Source organism: Aeromicrobium sp. Root344 (assembly GCF_001425755.1).
Taxonomy (GTDB): Bacteria; Actinomycetota; Actinomycetes; order Propionibacteriales; family Nocardioidaceae; genus Aeromicrobium.
The window spans coordinates 2,520,994-2,541,612 of the sequence record NZ_LMDH01000001.1 but is presented as its reverse complement, the minus strand read 5'-3'; the positions used below and the strand labels follow the sequence as shown (position 1 = coordinate 2,541,612).

The following is a 20,619-nucleotide window of genomic DNA, read 5'->3' as shown; positions in this document are numbered from 1 at the left end:
TCACAGCAGCACCGCATCCCGGCGGACGTCGTCGTCCATCGTCGGCGTCAGTCCCCCGTACGAGATCAGGTCGACCTCACGGCCGAGGACCTGCTCGATCAACTGCTTGAACCTGACGAACTCGAACGACGACGTACCGGCCGGCGCTTCTACGATGAGGTCGATGTCGGAGTCCTGACGAGCCTCTCCACGCGCGACCGAGCCGAACATCGCCAGGCGTTCGTAACCACGCTCTGTTGCCAACGTCGTGAGGACGGACGCAGCCGCCTTGAGCAGCTCCTCCGGATGAACGCCATCGAGGTTAGGCGCGGAGCGGAGCTGCTGACTCACGGCAGGTTGCGAGATGCCCAACGCATTGGCGACCTGCCGCTGACTCAAGCCCGTGGCGACCATGGCGCGCAACGCGATGACACGACGCAGCCGTGCGACATCCTCGTCACGTCGCGCGTCGCGATACTCGGCCAGCAGAGCCATAAGGCGACCTTATCGACCTCAATCTGACTTGTTCTGGCGCCCTATCCGTAAAAGTTCGCAACTTTCGGGGGAACGTTCCCCTGACCTGCGACAACACAGGTCGCGCCCAAACGTTCCCCCTCGGAATTCGAGCCCGGGGGAACAAAACCGGCGACATCCCCTGCCCAGTTTGGGAACCAACCAAAGTCGTGGCCTACCGGCCCAGTTCAAGGAGAACCATCGTGAGCACCACACCATCTTCCCTGCACCGCGACCTTCCCCATGCCGACGACGACCTAATGACGTTGAAGGAGGTCGCCGCCCTAGTCCGCGTCCCGGAAGCGACGCTGCGCTACTGGCGACACCTCGGCACGGGGCCGCACGGCTTCCGCATCGGACGATCGGTCCGCTACTGGCGCAACGAGGTTGTCCACTGGCTCGACGAACAGTCCCGCCATCCACAGGTCGGCGATTGAGCAATGCGCTCCGCCGATGATCTGGCGGACCATCCGAGCAAGACGCCGGAAAGGAGCCCGTGATGGCTGGAAACATCGCACGACGGCCGAATGGGAAATGGCGCGCGCGCTATCGCGACGAGACGGGCCAGGAACGAACCCGGCACTTCGACCGCAGGGTCGACGCCCAGTTCTGGCTGGACCAGGTCACCACGTCCGTCGTCACCGGGACATATGCAGACCCGAGGGCCGGACAGATCACGTTCGCGGCCTTCTACGGCGCGTGGTCGGCGCGTCAGATCTGGGCGCCGGGCACGGTCGTGGCGATGTCGCTCGCCGCGCGCTCGGTCCCGTTCAGCGACAAGCCGATGCGCCAGATCCGTCGCTCGGACGTCGAGGTGTGGATTAAGTCGATGGACGCCGCAGGGCTGGCGCCCGGCACGATCAAGACCCGGTACGTCAACGTGCGATCAGTGTTCCGCGCCGCCGTCAGGGATCGCGTCATCGGGATGGACCCCACCGACACCGTTCGTCTGCCTCGACGCCGACGGGCTGACGCAGCGATGTCGATCCCGACCCCTGAGGAAGTCGGCCTGCTCATGGCCGTCGCCGAGGAGCAGGCGCGAACGTTCATCGCGCTGTGCGCCTTCGCCGGACTACGTCTCGGCGAATCTGCCGCGGTCCAGCTCACTGACGTGAACTTTGTGCGGAAGACGCTCAACGTCAGTCGGCAGGTGCAACGCGTCACCGGCGGTGCCATCGACGTCCGGGCTCCAAAGTACGGATCAGAGCGAATCGTCCACCTCGCCGACGGCTTGATCGATCTCCTCGCCCAACACGTCGCCGACATTGGCACCGTCGGCGACGAGCAATGGCTGTTCGGCGAGGACGACGAGCCACCTCACCAGAACACGGTCGGCTACTGGTGGCGCAAGGCTCTGCAGGCCGCCGGGCTCAGCGGTATCAAGCTCCACGACCTGCGCCACTTCTACGCCTCCGGCCTCATCGCAGCAGGCTGCGACGTCGTCACCGTCCAACGTTCCCTCGGCCACGCCAAGGCCACCACGACACTCAACACCTATGCCCACCTGTGGCCCACCGCCGAAGACCGCACGCGGGCAGCCGCACAGTCGATCATGGAGGTCTCGCTAGGCGATCGAACTGGGGTTGAAAGCCTTTGAGATAGTCACGAAGCAGGCCCAACGCGAGATGAGTCCAGCAAAGTCGAATGGAGCGGCGCGAGAAGGCCGTGGAGCAACAGCAATCCCCCGGGCCTGCCAAGCACGTCGCGCTACCAACAACCTCACGGACTGAATTCGGCGTAGTACTCCTCGGGAATCCGGTCGTACCCCCCAACATGCTTGAGGCGTCCGTCATGACCCGCTTGAATTTGCGCAACCTTGGTCTCAGCCAAATCGCGAATGCAGTAGTGCACCGTGAAATCGGGTCGCGGCAACCACCCGGAAGAGACCGCAGAAGACATCCCGCGTACGACCTCTTGACTATGGGTCTCGACGATCACCTGTACGCCATCTCCGGCCGCCTGCCCGATGAGGTGACCAAGAAAGCGCTGCGCCCTAGGATGCAAATGAGCTTCCGGTCCTTCAAGCACAACAAGGGAGCCAGCTTCAGCTGCTACCAACGCCAGGACCACGCCGAGCGAATGCGACAGTCCGAACCCAACGTTGCCGGCTCGATATGGCCTTGTACGTACGCCGGCTTGTCCGTCAAATTCGAACCGAAGTTCCAGACCATCGAGTTGATCAAGCTCGTTCAGGCTTAGTGAAACCTCAGGCGAAATTCTGCCCATCCACGTTGTGACCTGCTCCAAAAGCGTTCCCGTTGCGCCCTTGTCTCGCTGCGTGCGATCTCCTCCGAGATTCGAGTTGCCGTGCACAGCCAGGTAGCCGGGCGCATCCTCGCCCTGCGCACCGACCATTGGTGAGGCGCTTTCGTACTGGTGGTGTCTTCCATAGAGCACTTGGGGAGGTATTCGAGCCGTCGATATATAGATGAAGTTACTGAGCGGAGGTTCGTCGTCTCGAATTCCCCCGGACACTTCAACAGTTAGTTCGCTCGCTGTGGGTACATACGGCATCCGAACCGTCGTTCCATCCCACGACACTGTGCTTACTTCGTCAGAAGCGAACTCTGACAACACATCCTGCCCGGTACCAAGGTTTACAAGCGGCCCATTTAGTGACACGCGTTGGTCTCTCAGTGAACCGACGACCGCCGATTGCCTTAGAAGAAGAAGGGGCTGAATCAGGGAGGACTTCCCGGATGAATTGAGGCCAAGCAACACGTTCGCTTTGGTCAGGTCCAGCGACGCGTGGGCGACGGACTTGAAGTTTGAGACCTCATACTTTTTGATCATTTGACCACTCTCACGAGAAATTCCTGCACTCGATTCAGTCGGAGGGCAACCTTGGCCGGCTGTCCAGTGCCTTGTGAGACCGCGGACAGGAATTCAAGGTCATTCGCAAGTAGATCAACGTAGCCTTGAAAGACCTCGGTGGACCGCTGGCGAGCGGTCGCCCGCTGCTTCTTCGTGAGCCGAGCAAAGCCAACAGACCATGCGTCGAAAAGTGCCTTATTGATGGGCGATCTTGATTCCTGATCGACGCTAAAGACCTTTCGGAACGCGTGCCTTCCTAATACGTCGTGCGCGAGGCTCATCGACTCGTAGAAGTGCTCCCGGAGTGACACAAACTCCCCAGGATCCGTTTGGTTCAGGTCTTGCATTTCGTTGTGCAGAAAGAGGTCAAGGTCCTTCGTCGAATACCCCTTCGCGCCTACCCGGTAGAAAGCCAGAAATCGGAGCGCGAGTTCACGGTCCCCCATCCGGAGCGGGGCGACACCGCCGGTTGTCGCTTGGAGGAAGGCGTCGCTCGTCGCCAACTCCTCCAACAGTTTGGTCGCCGGACCCTGATTCAATGCATGCCGGATCTCCTGCGGAGATAGCGGCATTCCACCGGTGTTGATCCGCTTGAAAAGATTGAACTTCAGTCCGTCCGGAGTGCCAGCCTGAATCAGCGAGACCTGCAACTCGGTCTCTTCGATTCGTCTCTGGAAGGCTCGCGGCAACTCGTCGAAACTCATTCCTTCGAAGTCTGAAAGGAATTCGAGATTCTGCAGAACGTACACCTTGTCGATCACGAATTCTTTGATGGCGGTCAACCGCTGCAGTCCATCGACCGTCAACCAATTGTCATCATCGGAAGCATCAAAATAGAACAGGGGAAGCGGGAGGCGGACAAGCATCGACTCAATGAGACGGCTCTGAGCGGACCGGTTCCACACCGCCGACCTCTGGAAGTCTGGCTGAAGCGTCAGTTCGTCCTGCCTGAACCGTTTGAGGAGCAAGTCAACCGTCATGCCTTTGGTGACCACCTCGATGCGGCGAGGATCGAATGGCTCGTCAATTTCACCCGGAAGGGTGTCAGGGGCCGATTCCAACTCTTCGACCTCGAGGTTGTCCAAGTCAACAGCCGGCACGTCATTAGTAGACATTGCTGGTCAGCGTACCCAACACAGAAGATGCCGTGGCGCCCGACGCGCATGTCTTGAAGTCGGCCCATGCCACCAGGCCGCCGCAAGAATCGGAGGTCCGCATCCAAGTGCCGCCCGGTCTCCTAGAATGCGCCAATGCCTCTAGCAATGCTGCCCGGCGCTTCATTGGATGCCACGATCAATACCTTGACCGAACACTTGAACAAGTTGAGCGCGCTAGGGCCAGGCAACAAGTACGAGCAACTCAGTGAATACCTGCGCTGGGCAACACAGGCCGCGAATAGTCTGGGTCAAGTCGTCTCGCCCGACGATGTCGATCACCTGATTTTGACTCAGCGCCATTGGGTGCTCTGCGGAATCGACCCGGCTGCGAATGAGGCACTTCACACGTTGGTGAACACCGAGCTCGAGGAGCGGCGCAAGGTTCTGAGCGGCGCAGTAGAAGACTTGAATATGGCGCGACGTCGCTGGCGAATGCGCCGCGGCACGATCCTCGTTCCAGACACGAATGTGCTGCTGCACCATAAGTTGCCGATCGAGCAGGTCGATTGGAGGTCGATCGCTTCAGACAGCATGGTTCGTTTGGTCATCCCCATCTTGGTAGTCAACGAGCTTGACAAGCGCAAATGGGACCGCGCGCCGACTCGCGGGCGCGCGAGGCAGACGCTCCGCACCTTGGAGGAACTGTTCGCGGACCCACGGGGAAGCGCCAACCTGGTCCCTGGGACGTCCACGGACGACACCAGCATGCACTTGTTGTTAGATCCGCCTCGGCACACCCGTATGCCCGACGCAGATCGCGAGCTCATCGATCGGGCCCTCGCTCTCGGGATCGAGGCTTCGCGAAAGGTCACGCTCGTAACCTTCGACACCAGCATGATGCTGCGGGCGCGGGCGGATGGCCTGGCGACCGTCAGGCCGCCTCCAGTCGACGAACGCGAGGCCGACTAGCGACGGTGCGGGTTCAGGGCGCAGCCAGGGCTTACGGGCCCGACGAAAGAAGGGCAGTTGCAGCGTGCGACCCGCAGGCAGGCAATAGCCACTCATATTCATGACGTCGTTGAACGCCGGCGCCGCTGCCGTTCGCCTGAGCAGCTCGGAACATTTTGCGGACTGTTTGCGGACCGCCAGCCCTCGGCAGGCCTCTGACCTGCGCAAACGCGGCGATTCAGACGTTGAAGCGGAACTCGACGACGTCGCCGTCGGCCATGACGTAGTCCTTGCCCTCCATGCGGACCTTGCCGGCCGACTTGGCCGCGGCCATCGTGCCGGCCTCGACGAGGTCGTCGAACGAGACGATCTCGGCCTTGATGAAGCCGCGCTCGAAGTCCGTGTGGATGACGCCGGCGGCCTGCGGGGCGGTCGCGCCCTTGGGGATCGTCCAGGCGCGCGACTCCTTGGGGCCGGCGGTGAGGTAGGTCTGCAGACCCAGCGTGTCGAAGCCGACGCGGGCCAGCGCGTCGAGGCCGGGCTCGTCGACACCCATGTCGGCGAGCATCTCGGCGCGCATCGCCTCGGCCTCCTCGTCGTCGCCCAGCTCGACGAGCTCGGCCTCGGACTTGGCGTCGAGGAAGATCGCCTCGGCCGGCGCGACGATCTGGCGCATCCGGGCCTTGAGGTCATCGTCGTTGAGCTCGTCGGTGTCGCAGTTGAAGACGAACAGCTGGCGCTTGGCGCTCAGCAGGTGCAGGTCGCGGATCGCGTCGAGGTCGAGACCGGCCTGGAACGCACCCTTGCCACCCTCGAGCACGGCCTGCGCTTCCTTGGCGGCTTCGAACGCGGGCACGAGCGACTTGTCCTTGCGCGACTCCTTGTCGAGACGCGGCAGCGCGTTCTCGAGGGTCTGCAGGTCGGCGAGGATCAGCTCGGTCGAGATCGTCTCGATGTCGTCGGCGGGCGAGACCTTGCCGTCGACGTGGGTCACGTCCTCGTCGCGGAACACGCGGGTGACCTGGCAGATCGCGTCGGACTCACGGATGTGCGAGAGGAACTTGTTGCCGAGCCCCTCCCCCTCCGAGGCGCCGCGGACGATGCCGGCGATGTCGACGAACTGGACCGTCGCGGGGAGCTGGCGCTCCGAGCCGAAGATCTCGGCGAGCTTGCCGAGCCGATGGTCGGGCACACCGACCACACCGACGTTGGGCTCGATCGTCGCGAACGGGTAGTTCGCCGCGAGGACGTCGTTCTTGGTCAGGGCGTTGAAGAGGGTCGACTTGCCCGCGTTGGGGAGTCCGACGATGCCGATGCTGAGAGCCACAAGGATCAATCGTACGGGCTGGCACCGGAGTCGCCGCCCGCGGCTGGTGGTCAGGCGAAGAGGGCGTCGACCAGCCGATCGATGAGGGTGTCGACTTCCGTGCGGGTCGTGGCAGAGCCGTCGGACCGGGCGAGATAGATCGCCGCCTCGTCGAGCGCACCGATCAGCACGTGGGCCAGCGGGAGCACGGGCTGCGCCGGGATGCGGCCGCTCTCGATGGCACCCTGGATCAACGCCTGCACCATGCCCATGCCGTGCCGCAGGCTCACCTCGCGCCACCGCTCCCAGCCGAGGACGGACGGCGCCTCGATCAGCACGATCTGGTGCACCGCCGGCTCCGCGCATGCGTCCAGCCAGATGCGCGCGCCCACTTTCATGACCTCGACGAGGTCGTCCTGGTCGGCGTCCGCGATGCCAGCGCTGATGCGCGCCATGATCTCGTCCTCGATGACCTCGAGCACCGCGGCATAGACCTCGGTCTTGTCGGCGAACTGGTGATACATCGCGCCGCGGGTGACCCCCGCGGCGCGGGCGATCGCCTCGGCGCTCACGGCGCCGAAGCCGTCGGCGGCGAACAGCGGACGCGCGGCCCGGACGAGGGCGTCGCGCGTGGCGGCCGATCGCTGGGCCTGGGTACGCGGTTGATCTTTCATACAGTCTGTATGTATGTTAGTCGGAGCACGCTCTCACCGTACCCGCGAAGGAGAATCATGGCGACCGTCGACACACCGTTCGGGCAGGTCAACTACCGGGTCGCCGGCCCCCAGGACAGCGCTGCTCCTCCGGTCGTGTTCGTGCACGGCCTGCTGGTCAACCACGAGCTGTGGACCGGGGTCGCCGACCGGCTCGCTGCCGAAGGCATCCGGTCGTACGCCCCGGACCTCCCGCTCGGCTCGCACCCGATCGCCCTCAGCGCCGACGCGGACCTGTCCCCCCGGGACATCGCGCGCCTGATCACCGACTTCATGGCGGCGCTCGACCTGACCGACGTGACGCTCGTGGGCAACGACACCGGCGGCGCGCTGTGCCAGTTCCTGGTCGACACCGACCATGCGCGCATCGGCCGCCTCGTGCTGACCAACTGCGACGCGTTCGACAAGTTCCCGCCGGCGCCGTTCGGGCTGATCGTCAAGACCGGCCGGAGCCCCATGCGGCTGCGCGCCATGATGGCAACGATGCGGCCGCGGATGCTCCGGCACTCGATGCTGGGCTTCGGCGGGCTTGTGGCCAAGCCGCTTGACCCCGCGCTGACCAGGCGCTGGATCACCCCGTCTCTGAGCGACGCCGAGGTGCGCCGCGACACCGCGAAGTTCCTTCGCAAGGTCAAGCCGGCCGAGCTGCTCGACGTCTCGACCCGGCTCGGCGCGTTCGGCAAGCCGGTACGACTGGTGTGGGGCACCGCCGACCGGTTCTTCAAGCTCGCCGACGGCCAGCGGCTCCGCCAGGCGTTCGGTGACAACGCCGAGCTGGTCGAGGTCGACGACGGACGTACGTTCCTCCCGCTCGACGAGCCCGAGCGGGTCGCCGACGAGATCCGGGCGCTGAGCTACTCGCGCGGCTGATCGATGCGGAACGCGCGGAGCTCCACGTCGTACCACTCCGACCTGAGGCCGAGGTCGGTCATGCCGAGCCGCCGGCAGACGGCCTGCGAGGCGGCGTTGTCCGGGTGGGTGACGGCGTAGATCTCGCCCAACCCGGCCGCGAAGCCGCGGTCGACGAGCGCCTGCGCCGCCTCGGTGGCGTAGCCGTTGCCCCAGGCATCGGGGTGGAAGTGCCAGCCGACCTCCATGTCGTCGCGATCGACGCCCTCGCTCGGCGGCAGCGGCGCGAACAGCACCAGGCCCGCTGGGACACCGGTCTCCCTGACGCTGACGTGGAAGATGCCCGCGGCTGGGTGGTCGCCGGCGCGCTTGGGCTGGCCCGCGATGCGCCTGAGCGCCTCGTCACGATCGGCGATGGGCACGCCGTCGCCGCTCCACCGAGCGACCTCGGGCCGGCTGAAGACGTCGTAGAGGAAGTCGGCGTCCTCGGGAGTGAACGGTCGAAGGGTGAGTCGTTCGGTCTCGATCACGTGGAATGCCATTCTCTTCAGTCGTGTGGAACGGATGCAGGCTAGCCGGAGATGCGCTGAGTGACGCTGATCCTGTAGGGCACGTGCTTGGGGTTCGTGACCTTGAGCGAGTAGTCCCCCGGTGCAGCGAGGTCGAGGGAGAAGCTGCCCTCGCCTCCCGCGGTGTTCTCGAGGCTGTCGACGACGTTGCCGTCGGGGCCGACCACCAGGATCGTGATCGAGGCGGCATCAGCCAGCTGGTAGTTGACGCGAGTGCGTCCGCGTTCCCCAGCGAAGGCGAACGTGTGCGAGCGTGAGTCGTCCGACTTCGAGAGGACCTTCACGTTGCGCCACGTGGTGGGGCCGCCCGTGGGGGCCGTCGTCGTCGCGACCGACTTCACCGGCGAAACCGAGACCTTGTCGTGCGACCCGTCACAGCCCGCCATCGAGACAACCAGCCCACCTGCGACAACCATCGCCGCAATTGTCCTTCTCATGCCGCACCCACGAGTTGTCAGCCTGTCGCATCTGCGTCGGGCTACACCGTACAGGGCCGACACCCCGCGGCAATGCCGGTGTCCTGAGGTGTCGGTGAACTACCGTCGAAGCATGTCGCAGGCGGTGTCGCGCACACCCTCAGCCATGGCGCAACGCGATCTGAGCGCTCGCCAGGCGATCGTCGTCGCCTGCCTCGCGATGGCCGGGATCATCGTCCTCGACCTGATGGACGGCCAGCTCGGGCTCCTGTTCTCGGTCGGCTTCGTCCTGATCGCCGTGACCGTGCCGCTGGCGGTGGACGTACGTTCGCTGTTTCCGGCCGGTGTCCTGCCCCCAGCGCTGCTGCTCGGCAGCCTGCTGCTGATCTGCATGGTCGACCCGTCAGCGATTCACGTCGACGGGCTGGCCAAGGACGCTGGTCTTGTCGGACGGTTCATCGGCACGGTGATCGACCACGGCCTGACGCTCGTGATCGGGCACGGGCTGGCGCTCGGCGTCATCGCGCTGCGCATCCTCGGGGATCGCCGCGACTGAACGTTCGCGTCAGCCGTTGGCCTGGTCGATGTAGCACCAGCGCCAGGCCTCGCCGGGCTCGAAGCTGCGGATGACGGGATGCTGCGCCGACTCGTAGTGCTGGGTGGCGTGCTTGCCCACCGACGAGTCGCAGCAGCCGACGTGACCGCAGTCCATGCAGAGCCGCAGGTGCACCCAGTCGCCACCCTCGGCGAGGCACTCCTCGCAGCCGGTCGGGGTCACCGGGTTGGGCAACGAGCAGGCGTTCGCCAGGTGCTCGCACGGCGCGCCCGGATCTGACGGGCGCAGGTCCTCCTCGCGGTCGGCGGTCGACTCGTCCTGGGAAGCCACGTCGAGGATCGACTCCTCGACGTCGAGCGCGTTCATGACCTGGGCGAGCACCGCCTGGTCGACCGTGCCGAGCTTGCGGATGCGGAGCAGCTCGTCGCGTTCGCGCCTGATCATCTCGCCGCGGATGCGGGAGTACTGAGCGCTCGGCGTCTCCGCGCCACCGAGCCGCTCCCACACGGCGTTCGTACGATCGATGGCACGTTCGCGCAGGCGGTGCATGACGGCGTCGGACACCGAGTCGTCGACCTCGTCGTCGAGATAGGCCATGCCGGCATCGGTCACGGACTGCAGCACCGTGGCCTCCTGGAGGTGGTCCTCCTGGATGTCCGGGCCGGGCACCTTGAGCCAGCGCACGAACATCGGGATCGTCAGCCCTTGGATCAGGAGGGTGCCGACGGTGACGACGAACGCCATCAGCACCAGGACCTCGCGCTCGGGCGTGTCCTCGGGCAGCAGGAACACCGCCGCCAGCGTGACGACACCGCGCATGCCGGTCCACGCGACGAGGAACGCCGCCTGCGGGGTGGGCCGCGCCTCGGCCTCGGCGATCCTGGGGATCATCCGCGGCAGGTAGGTCGCGGGGAACACCCAGACGATGCGCAGCACGATGACGGCCGCGAGCACCGCCACGCACGACCAGGTGATACGGGTGGCCGACAGCTCGCTGTTGCTGAGGTCGTCCACGATCGACCGGATCTGGAGGCCGATCAGCAAGAAGACGGCGTTCTCCAGGACGTACGAGATCGTGGTCCAGTTGGTGCGCTCGAAGAGTCGCGACGACGCCGACTGGATGCGCGGCGACTTGTGCCCGAGGATCACCCCGGCGACGACGACCGCCAGCACGCCCGAGGGCTGCGAGTCCATGCCGGGGATGTGGATCTCCTCGGCCGGCAGGTAGGCGATCCACGGCGTCAGCAGCGACACCGCCACGTCGGTCACGTCGTCCTGGATCAGCTTGCGGATGTGGCCGATGACGAACGCGACCCCGAGCCCGATGGCGACGCCGCCGATCGCCGAGACCAGGAACCCGCCGCCGACCTGCCACACGCTGACGGTGCCGGAGATCGCCGCGATCGAGGTGCGGAGCGTGACGATCGCGGTGGCGTCGTTGACCAGGCTCTCGCCCTCGAGGATCGTGACGACCCGGCGCGGCAGGCCGACCCGGCGGGCGATGGCGGTCGCGGCGACGGCGTCGGGCGGCGCCACGACCGCACCGAGCGCAAGGCCGACGGCGAGCTTGACGTCGAGCATGGCCCAGACGACGAGTCCCACGCCCACCGTCGTGAACAGCACCAGTCCGACGCTCAGCAGCGCGATCGGCCGCCGGTACGTCTGGAAGTCGATCAGCGACGTGCGGATCGCCGCGGCGTACAGCAGGGGTGGCAGCAGGCCCACCAGCACGATCTCAGGGGTGAGCTTGAAGTCGGGGACGAACTCGAGGTAGGACCCGATGATTCCCACGACGATCAGCACCAAGGGCGCCGAGATCTTGAAGCGGCCGGCCGCGGCGCTGACCGTGACGACGATGGCCAGCAGGGTCACGAGCGTCAGGGCGGTGTGCACGGGTCCATTCTCTCAGTGGCGTCCAGCACCGTCCGCGCGCGTCTGCCACGATCGAGCCATGACCAGCCTGACCTCGTCGCCGACGTTCATCCGCTCGGACCTCATCATCCTGGGCGGGGGCGGCATCGCCGTCGTGCTCGCCGGGATCGCCCACTACGCCGACTGGACCGCCGTCGTCGCGTTCGTCGTCTCCGCCGTCGCGGTCACCCTGCTCGCCACGCTGGTCGGGCGGAGCGTCGAGCAGCTCGGCGACCGGTTCGGTCCGGGCGCGACCGGCGTGCTCCAGTCGGCCCTCGGCAACCTGCCGGAGCTGTTCATCTGCATCTTCGCGCTCCGCGCCGGCCTGGTCGACGTGGTCAAGGCGGCACTGGTCGGCTCCGTCCTGGCCAACCTGTTGTTCGTCCTCGGGTTGGCGTTCGTCGTCGGCGGCCTGAAGCACGGGACGCAACGGCTCGACTCGGAGCGCGCCCGTACGATCGCGGTCCTCATGCTGCTGTCGGTGTCGGCGATGGCGATCCCCTCCCTTGCGCACGGGCTCCACACGCCTGCCGTCGCGCACGAGAAGGCGTTCTCGGTGATCGTGGCCGTGGTGCTGCTGGCGCTGTTCGCGCTGTCCTTGCCCGCGTCCCTGAAGCGCGGCGCGACCGACACGGCTGACCCGCACGCCGAGGCGCCGCGGTGGAACGTCGGGCTCGCGATCGGCCTGCTGGCCATCGCCAGCGCCCTCGCCGCGTTCGTCTCCGACTGGTTCGTCGATGCCCTCGAGCCCGCGATGGACGCGCTCGACGTCTCGCAGGTGTTCGCCGGGCTCGTCGTCGTCGCGATCGCCGGCAACGCGATCGAGAACATCGTCGGCGTGCAGCTCGCCGCCAAGGGCCAGTCGGAGTACGCGTTCGCGGTGATCCTCAACAGCCCGATCCAGATCGCCCTGGTGCTCGCACCCGCGCTCGTGCTGATCAGCGTCGCGTTCGGGCTCTCGACCCTGACGCTGGTGTTCAGCCCCCTGCTCGTCGCCTGCCTGTTGCTGTCGGTCGTCCTGGCGACGGTGATCACGATCGACGGCGAGTCCAACTGGCTCGAGGGCGCTGCGTTGATCGCGCTGTACGCGATCATCGCGGTGGCGTTCTGGTGGGGGTAGCGGCGGCTCCGCCGCCGCCCGCGACTTCGTCGCGGCCTGGGCTTCGCCCAGGAACCCTTCCCTCGCTTCGCTCGGGCGTCATCTCGCGTGACGTCGGGGTTGGGCTTAGCGTGATGGGACACCACTGACTGTCTTTCGGGGGGAAGCCATGGGCATGTCCATCAGCACACCGCGCCGACTCGGGGTCGGCCTCGCCGCAGCGCTTGCGGCCGGCTCACTCGTCGCGACCAGCACCGCAGGCCCCAGCTCGGCGAAGGCGAGCGGCTCCACGGCGTACGGGTATGGCGGGGCGGTGTCGTCCGTCGATGCGAATGCCAGCCGCATCGGGCTCCAGGTGCTCCGCAAGGGCGGCAACGCCGCCGACGCCGCGGTCGCGACTGCCTCGGCGCTCGGCGTCGCTGAGCCCTACAGCGCCGGGATCGGCGGAGGCGGCTACTTCGTCTACTACGACGCCCGCACCCACAAGGTCAGCACGATCGACGGCCGCGAGACGGCGCCCGCCGGCATCACGCACGACGCATTCATCGACCCGGCGACCGGCAAGCCCTACCCGTTCACCCCTCAGCTCGTCTCCTCCGGCGTCGCGGTCGGCGTGCCCGGCACGCTGGCGACCTGGGACTCCGCGCTCAAGCGATTCGGCACGCTCTCACTGGCCCGTACGCTCGCGCCGTCGATCGAGCTGGCCCGCAAGGGGTTCGTCGTCGACAGCACGTTCCGCAACCAGACCCTCGACAACAAGGCGCGGTTCGCGGCGTTCCCCGACACCGCCAAGCTGTTCCTGCCCGGCGGCGACGCCCCGCAGGTGGGGACCCGGTTCCGCAACCCCGAGCTCGCCGCGACCCTGAGCACGATCGCGAAGCGCGGACCCGGAGCGTTCTACCGCGGTCCGCTGGCCGCCGAGATCGCCGACGTCGTGCAGCACCCGCGCAAGGATCCGGCGTCGACGCTGCCGGCTCCGGCGGGATCGATGACGACCGCGGACCTGGCGGCGTACGAGGTCAGGAAGCAGGACCCGACGAAGGTGAGCTATCGCGGGCTCGACGTCTATGGCATGGCGCCGTCGTCGTCGGGTGGTACGTCGGTCGGTGAAGCGCTCAACATCCTGGAGAACTACGACCTCGGCAGCGGGCCCGAGCTCGCCCAGAGCCTGCACCTCTACCTCGAGGCGTCGGCACGGGCGTTCGCGGACCGCGGCGCATACGTCGGCGACCCGGCCTACGTCGACGTGCCGACCACGACGCTGCTGAGCCAGAAGTTCGCCGACTCGCGGGCGTGCACGATCGACCCCGACCACGCGACACCCAAGCCAGTCGCCGCGGGCGCGCTCGACGGATCCGGTTGCGCGACCGCGAAGCACGAGGAGAAGGCCGACACGGAGAACGTCTCCACGACGCACCTCTCGGTCGTCGACAGGTGGGGCAACGCCGCGGCCTACACCTTGACGATCGAGCAGACCGGCGGCTCGGCGATGACGGTGCCCGGGCGCGGCTTCCTGCTCAACAACGAGCTGACCGACTTCAGCGCGGTCTACGACCCCAAGGACCCCAACCGCATCGAGCCCGGCAAGCGGCCGCGCTCGTCGATGTCGCCGACGATCGTGCTCAAGAACGGCAAGGTCAAGTACGTCGTCGGGTCGCCGGGTGGCGCGACGATCATCACGACGGTGCTGCAGATCCTGCTCAACCGGATCGACCTGGGCATGACGCTGCCCGAGGCTGTCGCGGCGCCGCGGGCGTCGCAGCGCAACGCTGCCGCGACGCCGGCGGAGCCGGAGTTCATCACGGCGTACCAGGGCCTCTTGGCGCCGTACGGTCAGGCGCTGACGCCGTCGGGCGACCAGTTCACGTCGGCGGCGGAGATCGGTGCGGCGGCCACGATCGAGGTCGGCCGCCACGGCAGGCTCATCGCGGCGTCCGAACCCGTACGCCGAGGCGGCGGCTCAGCCCTGGTGGTGCACCCGTCACGCTAACCGCCGAGATTTGGCGGCTCGACCACCACGCGCACGGACCGGCGTGGTGGTTCAGCCGCCAAATTTCGGAGCGTCAGGCTTGAGCAGCGGCCTTCATGTCGCGGCGGAGCTCCGGCGGGAGGGCGAAGATGAGGCTCTCGTCGGCGGTGCGTACGGCCTGGGCGCCCGGGTGGCCGCGCTCCGCGAGGTAGCCCAGCACCTCCTGCACCAGGTCGTCCGGGACCGAAGCACCTGACGTGACGCCGACGTTCTCGACGCCGTCGAGCCAGGCCTCGTCGATCTCGGAGATGTCGTCGATGCGGTAGGACGCCTTGGCGCCGGCCTCGAGCGCGACCTCGACGAGGCGTACGGAGTTGGAGGAGTTGGCCGAGCCCACGACGATCACGAGATCGGCGTTCTTGGCGATCTCCTTGACCGCGACCTGGCGGTTCTGGGTGGCATAGCAGATGTCGTCGCTCGGCGGGTCCTCCAGCTGCGGGAACTTCTCACGCAGCCGGCGTACGGTCTCCATCGTCTCGTCGACGCTGAGGGTCGTCTGCGACAGCCACGACAGGCGCGTGCCCTCGGGGAACTCGAGGTCGTCGACGTCGTCGGGGGTCTGCACGAGGGTGATGTGGTCGGGTGCCTCGCCGGCGGTGCCCTCGACCTCTTCGTGGCCCTCGTGCCCGATCAGCAGGATGCGGTAGCCCTCGTTGGCGAAGCGCCGCGCCTCGTGATGCACCTTGGTCACCAACGGGCACGTCGCGTCGATCGTCTTGAGGCTGCGCTCGGCCGCCTCGGCGTGCACCATCGGCGAGACGCCGTGCGCCGAGAACACCACGGTCGCGCCCTCGGGGACCTCGTCGAGCTCCTCGACGAAGATCGCCCCGCGGTCCCGCAGGTTGTTGACGACGTGCTTGTTGTGCACGATCTCCTTGCGCACGTAGACCGGTGCGCCGTAGAGGTCGAGGGCCTTCTCCACTGTGATCACGGCGCGGTCGACGCCGGCGCAGTAGCCGCGCGGGTCGGCCAGCAGGACGCTGCCTCCGACGGGGGGCATGCCGAGCTCGATCGTGGAAGACATGTGGACGAGTCTAACGGTGTCCGCCCAGCACCCTAGGGTGTCGGTATGGCCTTGGAGACGACCTCGGACGCACCCGCGCCCTTGCGGCAGATCTCCCAGCTGATCGACGGCTACATCGGCCGCCTCGGAGCGGTCTGGGTCGAGGCCGAGATCGCCCAGCTGACCCGCCGCCAAGGCGTCTGCTTCCTCACGCTGCGCGACCTCGTCGCCAAGATGTCGATCGACGCGACGTGCCACGCCTCGATCCTCGACGCCTCCCCCACGCCGATCACCGAGGGCTCCCGCGTCATCGTGCACGCCAAGCCGTCGTTCTACCTCCCCCGTGGCCAGCTCGCGCTCGAGCTGCGCGAGATCCGGCCGCAGGGCGAGGGCCAGCTGCTGGCCCAGCTCGAGCGCCGCAAGCAGCTGCTCGCCGCCGAGGGGCTGTTCGACCCGCGGTTCAAGCAGACGCTGCCGCTCCTCCCCCGCGGCATCGGGCTGATCACCGGCAAGAACTCCGCCGCCGAGCGCGACGTGCTCCAGAACGCGCAGCTGCGCTGGCCCGACGTACGTTTCGTGGTCCGCCACGCGCTGATGCAGGGCAACGGCTCGGCGCTCGACGTCATGGGCTGTCTCAAGAACCTCGACGCGGACGCCTCGATCGACGTCATCGTCATCGCCCGCGGCGGCGGGTCGGTCGAGGACCTGCTGCCGTTCTCCGACGAGGCGCTGATCCGGGCCGTCCACGCGTGCACGACACCCGTGGTCAGCGCGATCGGCCACGAGCCCGACAGCCCGATCCTCGACCTCGTCGCCGACCTGCGCGCGTCGACGCCCACCGACGCCGCCAAGCGCATCGTGCCCGACGTCCGCGAGGAGCTCGCCGGTCTCTCGGCGATGCGCCGGCGCTCGTCGCACGCGATCCGGGCGATCCTCGGCCGCGAGGTGCAGGGGCTCGCCGCGATCAGGTCCCGACCCGTGCTGGCCAACCCCACGACGCTGGTCGATGCCGAGCAGAACCTGGTCCACGAGACCCGCGACCGGGCCCGCCGCTCGCTGGGCCACCGACTCGACCGGGCGCACGACGAGGTCGGTCACCACCTGGCCCGCGTACGCGCGCTGTCCCCGCTCGCGACCCTCGAACGCGGCTACGCCGTCGCGCAGCTCTCCGACGGCACGGTCGTCACCTCGATCGACCAGGTCGCCCCCGACGACGAGCTCACGGTGCGCGTGTCCGACGGCACCCTGGGCGTACGCACCCTGACCAAGGAAGAGATGCCCCATGGCTGAGAACCCACAGACTCCCGAGATCCCCTACGAGCAGGCGCGCGACGAGCTCATCTCGGTCGTGCAGAAGCTCGAGGTCGGCGGCACGAGCCTCGACGAGTCGATCGCGTTGTGGGAGCGCGGCGAGGTCCTCGCCGGCATCTGCCAGCAGTGGCTCGACGGCGCCCGCAGCCGCCTGGCCGCTGCGGCCGGACTCGACGCCGAGGATGCCACCGACGACTAGCCGCGCGGCCTATCATCGTGACTCCACGCGGAGAGGGGTCAGCATGACTATCGACGCCCTCGACCTGTTCGGGGATCCCTCGATCCTCAAGGTCTCCGCGACCGACATCGCCTCGGCCGACTCGTGCCCCCGCCACCTGGCGGTCAAGATCCGCCCCGACGTGAAGTCCCGGCGCTGGCGCCGCTCGTTCGGCTCAGAGAAGACGTTCGTCCTCGGCATCGTGACCGACCTCGTGCGCGCGTCCCACTCGTCGGAGTGGGCCCATGACCCGCAGCACCTCGCCGGCTGGATCGCGCAGGAGCTCGAACGGCGCCGCGTCCACCGCCTGCTGCGCCCCTACGCCACCGCCGCGGTGACCAACATCCTCGAGGCGCACTGGGACATCGAGGACGAGATCGGGCCACTCCAGCTGTTCCAGACCGACCCGACGATCGGCACGGTCGAACGTACGTTGACGGTGTGGGGGCCGCTCTACCGCACGGAGGACGGCGTGCGCGAGGTCCGGCGCTACCGGCTCGGCACGGCGCACGTCGAGCCGACGCACGACGACCTGTTGTGGACCCACACCGCGGCCCAGGTCGCCGCGGGCTACCCGTCGCGGGACATCCCGGTACGCATCAGGGTCGTCGAGATCGGTGCCGCCGACGGCAGCATCGCCGTGCTGTTCGACGGCACGCCCGCCGACGCCGGCGCCGAGTTCTCCGCCGAGGCCAAGCATGTCGCCGGCAGCCTCGGCGACCTCGGCACGGCGGTGCCCGGCAGCGAGTGCGCGAGCTGCAAGGTCGCTGGCGCCTGCGACGCCCTCATCCCCGTGCCCGAGATGCTGGGCCAGCCGAGCAAGGGCTACGCCTCACGGTCGGTGTCGCCGTCAGACCTCGACCGCTACCAGCGCTGCCCCGCTCAGTGGTTCCTCGCCGATGCCCGCGTGCCGCGCGACGCCGAGTACTCCGGCGCCCAGACCCGCGGGCTGCTGGTCCACACGTGGCTCGAGACCGCGCATGCCCGTGGCACCGGGTGCAGCATCGACGACCTGCCAGAGCCCGGCGGCGACATCGGCCTCGCCGCGACCGTCATGGACGCCGACGACTACGCGATCGCGCACCCCTACCTCCGCCACCACGTCCCGAGCTGCCCGCTCGCGACGGACGGTGTGGCGTACGTGGCGAGCGAGACGGCGCTCCACGGCTTCGACCACGACGCGGAGGTCATCGCCGTCACGAAGCCCGACCTGGTGTTCCGCGTCGGCGACCGGCTCGTCGCCCGCGAGGTCAAGACGACCTCGTCGTTGCCGGCCGGCGGGGCCGAGGACGTCTATGCCGACAACCTGCAGGTGCCGTTCCTGCTCGCGATGCTGGGCGCCGGCGTCGCCGAGGCGCACGGCTGCACGACCGCGACGGTCGAGGTCGAGATGCTGACGCCCGAGACCAGTGAGGTCTACGCCTGGGACCTCGAGGAGCCGGAGCTTGCTGAGGCGGTGAGGGCCGACGTCGCCGCCGCGGCGCGCGACTGGCACGTCGACGCCGAGTGGCACACCCGGCCGGGGCCGCACTGCGCGTGGTGCCCCGTGCGCCAGTGGTGCCCGGACCGGCAGGTCCACGAGAACCAGGATCTGGCGGCCGCCCAGAGTCCGCCGGTCGACGACGAGCCGGCGCCGTTCTAGCCGCTGCGTCAGGACGTCGACAGCGACGCGATGTAGTCCTCGATCACCGAGCGCGACGGCGTGCCCACGACCACCGTCGTCACCTCGCCCTTGGTCAGGACGTACGTCGTGCGGTCTCCAGGACCCTTGCGCACCGACCAGGTCTCGCCGCCGATGTCGGTCCTGCCGTCGGCGCGGGTGCCGTCGGCGAAGCGCTGGAGCGCCCGGGTGACGCTGATCCCCTTGACCTGCTCGAGCCCGATGTAGTCGTGGTCACCCTTCACGATGCCCAGGTGCCACCAGTCGATGTTGAGCTGGGCGGCATTGGCGTGCCAGCCCTTCGGCAGGCTCGACGGCGCGAGCAGGTCGAAGCCCGCGACCGGACGGGCCTGATCGGTGAGCTTGGCGTAGTCGACGGCCGGCGTCGGGGTGTCGGGCTTGTCGCTGAACACCTTGCCGATGCCGTACAACCCGATGATGATCAGGCCGATCACGACGACGGACCGGACGATGTCACCCATCGAGGGATTGCCGCGGCTCGACCGAGGGGTGCTCATGTCGTTTCGCTCGCGAGCTCGCTCATGCCACGCAACTTTACGGGGCGCGATCGGCGCGAACTCGGCCGGTCACGGACGGCTACCGGCGGGTACGATGACCGCGTGAACAGCCTTCAGCCAGCCGCTCAGGCGCCCGACCGCAACCTCGCCCTCGACCTCGTCCGGGTGACGGAGGCCGGAGCCATGGCGGCCGGCCGTTGGGTCGGCCGCGGTGACAAGAACGGTGCCGACGGGGTCGCGGTCAACGCGATGCGCACGTTGATCAACACCGTTCAGATGAACGGCGTCGTCGTGATCGGCGAGGGCGAGAAGGACGAAGCGCCGATGCTCTTCAACGGCGAGCACGTCGGCGACGGCACCGGTCCCGACTGCGACGTCGCGGTCGACCCGATCGACGGCACGACGCTGACCGCCAAGAGCCTGCCCAACGCCGTCTCCGTGATGGCCGTGGCGCCTCGCGGCTCGATGTACGACCCGTCCGCCGTGTTCTACATGGAGAAGCTCATCGCCGGGCCCGAGGCCGCCGACGTCGTCGACATCCGGCTGCCGGTCGCCGAGAACATCGCGCTCGTCGCCAAGGCCAAGGGCATCTCGGTCAACGACGTCACGGTGTGCGTGCTCGACCGGCCGCGCCACCAGGACCTCGTCGACCAGATCCGGGCCGCCGGGGCCCGCATCAAGTTCATCATCGACGGCGACGTCGCCGGCGGCATCACCGCCGCGCGGCCCGACACCGGCGTCGACCTGCTGGTCGGCATCGGCGGTACGCCCGAGGGCATCATCACGGCGTGCGCCATCAAGGCGATCGGCGGCACGATCCAGGGCAAGCTCTGGCCCATCGACGACGACGAGCGCCAGCGCGCCGTCGACGCCGGCCATGACCTCGACCGCGTGCTCTACACCAACGACCTGGTCAACGCCGACGACTGCTTCTTCGTCGCGACCGGCATCACCGACGGCGAGCTGATGGCCGGCGTCCGCTACGGCGCGGGCAAGGCCTACACCGAGTCGATCGTCATGCGCTCGCGCAGTGGCACGATCCGCAAGATCACGAGCGAGCACCAGCTCGCCAAGCTCAAGGCCTACTCGACGATCGACTACGAGTCCTGAT

21 protein-coding genes are annotated in these 20,619 nt (G+C 67.6%); 11 read left to right on the top strand and 10 right to left on the bottom strand.

What is annotated here, in order from left to right:
• A complete protein-coding gene (locus ASC61_RS12525) occupies positions 1-474 on the bottom strand; it encodes a nucleotidyltransferase domain-containing protein (RefSeq protein ID WP_056212383.1) in 474 nt (157 codons plus the stop codon).
• A gap of 221 nt (positions 475-695) precedes the next feature.
• On the opposite strand from ASC61_RS12525, the gene ASC61_RS19435 reads away from it, so the two are divergent.
• Both ASC61_RS19435 and ASC61_RS12520 read left to right on the top strand, forming a co-directional pair.
• Entirely contained in the window at positions 696-929 is a 234-nt protein-coding gene (locus ASC61_RS19435; protein ID WP_235503550.1) for a helix-turn-helix transcriptional regulator, read from the top strand.
• A gap of 62 nt (positions 930-991) precedes the next feature.
• Positions 992-2,089: a tyrosine-type recombinase/integrase gene (locus tag ASC61_RS12520; protein ID WP_056212381.1), complete on the top strand. Its 1,098-nt coding sequence runs from the start codon at positions 992-994 to the stop codon at positions 2,087-2,089.
• 122 nt (positions 2,090-2,211) lie between these two features.
• Here ASC61_RS12520 and ASC61_RS19430 read toward each other — a convergent pair whose 3' ends face one another.
• Both ASC61_RS19430 and ASC61_RS12510 read right to left on the bottom strand, forming a co-directional pair.
• Entirely contained in the window at positions 2,212-3,285 is a 1,074-nt protein-coding gene (locus ASC61_RS19430; RefSeq protein WP_082530643.1) for an AAA family ATPase, read from the bottom strand.
• Positions 3,282-4,406: a DUF262 domain-containing protein gene (locus ASC61_RS12510; protein ID WP_056212378.1), complete on the bottom strand. Its 1,125-nt coding sequence runs from the start codon at positions 4,404-4,406 to the stop codon at positions 3,282-3,284. The genes ASC61_RS19430 and ASC61_RS12510 overlap by 4 nt, the downstream gene beginning before the upstream one ends.
• A 150-nt stretch (positions 4,407-4,556) precedes the next feature.
• Between ASC61_RS12510 and ASC61_RS12505 the strand changes: the two genes are divergently transcribed.
• Entirely contained in the window at positions 4,557-5,372 is an 816-nt protein-coding gene (locus ASC61_RS12505) for a PIN domain-containing protein (RefSeq protein WP_082530641.1), read from the top strand.
• 217 nt (positions 5,373-5,589) lie between these two features.
• Here ASC61_RS12505 and ychF read toward each other — a convergent pair whose 3' ends face one another.
• Positions 5,590-6,678: a redox-regulated ATPase YchF gene (gene ychF, locus ASC61_RS12500; protein ID WP_056212373.1), complete on the bottom strand. Its 1,089-nt coding sequence runs from the start codon at positions 6,676-6,678 to the stop codon at positions 5,590-5,592.
• Positions 6,679-6,728: 50 nt separating this feature from the next.
• Positions 6,729-7,331, bottom strand: coding sequence for a TetR/AcrR family transcriptional regulator (locus ASC61_RS12495; RefSeq protein ID WP_056212370.1), 603 nt, complete (start codon positions 7,329-7,331; stop codon positions 6,729-6,731).
• Between the two features lie 57 nt (positions 7,332-7,388).
• Here ASC61_RS12495 and ASC61_RS12490 point away from each other — a divergent pair, with 57 nt between their 5' ends.
• Positions 7,389-8,240: an alpha/beta fold hydrolase gene (locus tag ASC61_RS12490; protein WP_056212367.1), complete on the top strand. Its 852-nt coding sequence runs from the start codon at positions 7,389-7,391 to the stop codon at positions 8,238-8,240.
• Here the strand turns inward: ASC61_RS12490 and ASC61_RS12485 are convergent.
• Positions 8,225-8,761: a GNAT family N-acetyltransferase gene (locus ASC61_RS12485; protein WP_056212364.1), complete on the bottom strand. Its 537-nt coding sequence runs from the start codon at positions 8,759-8,761 to the stop codon at positions 8,225-8,227. The two genes, ASC61_RS12490 and ASC61_RS12485, sit on opposite strands and share 16 nt — an antisense overlap.
• A 29-nt stretch (positions 8,762-8,790) precedes the next feature.
• Positions 8,791-9,129 (bottom strand): hypothetical protein, encoded by a 339-nt coding sequence (locus tag ASC61_RS12480; protein ID WP_157439483.1) that lies wholly within the window; start codon positions 9,127-9,129, stop codon positions 8,791-8,793.
• Positions 9,130-9,337: 208 nt separating this feature from the next.
• On the opposite strand from ASC61_RS12480, the gene ASC61_RS12475 reads away from it, so the two are divergent.
• Entirely contained in the window at positions 9,338-9,760 is a 423-nt protein-coding gene (locus tag ASC61_RS12475; protein WP_157439482.1) for a DUF6542 domain-containing protein, read from the top strand.
• 9 nt (positions 9,761-9,769) lie between these two features.
• Here the strand turns inward: ASC61_RS12475 and ASC61_RS12470 are convergent, their stop codons facing one another.
• A complete protein-coding gene (locus ASC61_RS12470; RefSeq protein WP_056212358.1) occupies positions 9,770-11,653 on the bottom strand; it encodes a Na+/H+ antiporter in 1,884 nt (627 codons plus the stop codon).
• Positions 11,654-11,711: 58 nt separating this feature from the next.
• Between ASC61_RS12470 and cax the strand changes: the two genes are divergently transcribed.
• A complete protein-coding gene (gene cax, locus ASC61_RS12465; RefSeq protein WP_056212356.1) occupies positions 11,712-12,791 on the top strand; it encodes a calcium/proton exchanger in 1,080 nt (359 codons plus the stop codon).
• A gap of 154 nt (positions 12,792-12,945) precedes the next feature.
• Positions 12,946-14,760, top strand: coding sequence for a gamma-glutamyltransferase (gene ggt, locus ASC61_RS12460; RefSeq protein WP_056215631.1), 1,815 nt, complete (start codon positions 12,946-12,948; stop codon positions 14,758-14,760).
• 73 nt (positions 14,761-14,833) lie between these two features.
• On the opposite strand, the gene ASC61_RS12455 is transcribed toward ggt, so the two are convergent.
• The gene (locus ASC61_RS12455) at positions 14,834-15,823 is read right to left on the bottom strand and encodes a 4-hydroxy-3-methylbut-2-enyl diphosphate reductase (RefSeq protein WP_056212354.1); all 990 of its coding nucleotides are present in this window, start codon (positions 15,821-15,823) and stop codon (positions 14,834-14,836) included.
• 45 nt (positions 15,824-15,868) lie between these two features.
• Between ASC61_RS12455 and xseA the strand changes: the two genes are divergently transcribed.
• Genes xseA through ASC61_RS12440 form a run of 3 tightly spaced genes read left to right on the top strand, consistent with a single transcriptional unit; the run spans position 15,869 to position 18,972 of the window.
• Entirely contained in the window at positions 15,869-17,092 is a 1,224-nt protein-coding gene (gene xseA / locus ASC61_RS12450; RefSeq protein ID WP_056212351.1) for an exodeoxyribonuclease VII large subunit, read from the top strand.
• Complete coding sequence (locus ASC61_RS12445; protein WP_056212349.1) at positions 17,085-17,312, top strand: exodeoxyribonuclease VII small subunit; 228 nt, start codon at positions 17,085-17,087, stop codon at positions 17,310-17,312. The genes xseA and ASC61_RS12445 overlap by 8 nt, the downstream gene beginning before the upstream one ends.
• Positions 17,313-17,355: 43 nt before the next feature.
• On the top strand, positions 17,356-18,972 hold the full coding sequence (locus tag ASC61_RS12440; RefSeq protein ID WP_056212348.1) for a PD-(D/E)XK nuclease family protein: 1,617 nt from the start codon (positions 17,356-17,358) through the stop codon (positions 18,970-18,972).
• Between the two features lie 8 nt (positions 18,973-18,980).
• Here the strand turns inward: ASC61_RS12440 and ASC61_RS12435 are convergent, their stop codons facing one another.
• Positions 18,981-19,508: a DUF4245 domain-containing protein gene (locus ASC61_RS12435; protein WP_082530639.1), complete on the bottom strand. Its 528-nt coding sequence runs from the start codon at positions 19,506-19,508 to the stop codon at positions 18,981-18,983.
• A 102-nt stretch (positions 19,509-19,610) separates the two neighbouring features.
• Between ASC61_RS12435 and glpX the strand changes: the two genes are divergently transcribed.
• Positions 19,611-20,618: a class II fructose-bisphosphatase gene (gene glpX / locus ASC61_RS12430; RefSeq protein ID WP_056212343.1), complete on the top strand. Its 1,008-nt coding sequence runs from the start codon at positions 19,611-19,613 to the stop codon at positions 20,616-20,618.
• Position 20,619: the final 1 nt, after the last annotated feature.

Excerpts from the sequence above, each read along its gene's own strand:
- ASC61_RS12525 (WP_056212383.1), bottom strand. The coding sequence starts at position 474 with ATGGCTCTGCTGGCCGAGTATCGCGACGCGCGACGTGACGAGGATGTC.
- ASC61_RS12520 (WP_056212381.1), top strand. The coding sequence starts at position 992 with ATGGCTGGAAACATCGCACGACGGCCGAATGGGAAATGGCGCGCGCGC.
- ASC61_RS19430 (WP_082530643.1), bottom strand. The coding sequence starts at position 3,285 with ATGATCAAAAAGTATGAGGTCTCAAACTTCAAGTCCGTCGCCCACGCG.
- ASC61_RS12505 (WP_082530641.1), top strand. The coding sequence starts at position 4,557 with ATGCCTCTAGCAATGCTGCCCGGCGCTTCATTGGATGCCACGATCAAT.
- ASC61_RS12495 (WP_056212370.1), bottom strand. The coding sequence starts at position 7,331 with ATGAAAGATCAACCGCGTACCCAGGCCCAGCGATCGGCCGCCACGCGC.
- ASC61_RS12490 (WP_056212367.1), top strand. The coding sequence starts at position 7,389 with ATGGCGACCGTCGACACACCGTTCGGGCAGGTCAACTACCGGGTCGCC.
- ASC61_RS12485 (WP_056212364.1), bottom strand. The coding sequence starts at position 8,761 with ATGGCATTCCACGTGATCGAGACCGAACGACTCACCCTTCGACCGTTC.
- ASC61_RS12475 (WP_157439482.1), top strand. The coding sequence starts at position 9,338 with ATGTCGCAGGCGGTGTCGCGCACACCCTCAGCCATGGCGCAACGCGAT.
- cax (WP_056212356.1), top strand. The coding sequence starts at position 11,712 with ATGACCAGCCTGACCTCGTCGCCGACGTTCATCCGCTCGGACCTCATC.
- ggt (WP_056215631.1), top strand. The coding sequence starts at position 12,946 with ATGTCCATCAGCACACCGCGCCGACTCGGGGTCGGCCTCGCCGCAGCG.
- ASC61_RS12455 (WP_056212354.1), bottom strand. The coding sequence starts at position 15,823 with ATGTCTTCCACGATCGAGCTCGGCATGCCCCCCGTCGGAGGCAGCGTC.
- xseA (WP_056212351.1), top strand. The coding sequence starts at position 15,869 with ATGGCCTTGGAGACGACCTCGGACGCACCCGCGCCCTTGCGGCAGATC.
- ASC61_RS12445 (WP_056212349.1), top strand. The coding sequence starts at position 17,085 with ATGGCTGAGAACCCACAGACTCCCGAGATCCCCTACGAGCAGGCGCGC.
- ASC61_RS12440 (WP_056212348.1), top strand. The coding sequence starts at position 17,356 with ATGACTATCGACGCCCTCGACCTGTTCGGGGATCCCTCGATCCTCAAG.
- ASC61_RS12435 (WP_082530639.1), bottom strand. The coding sequence starts at position 19,508 with ATGAGCACCCCTCGGTCGAGCCGCGGCAATCCCTCGATGGGTGACATC.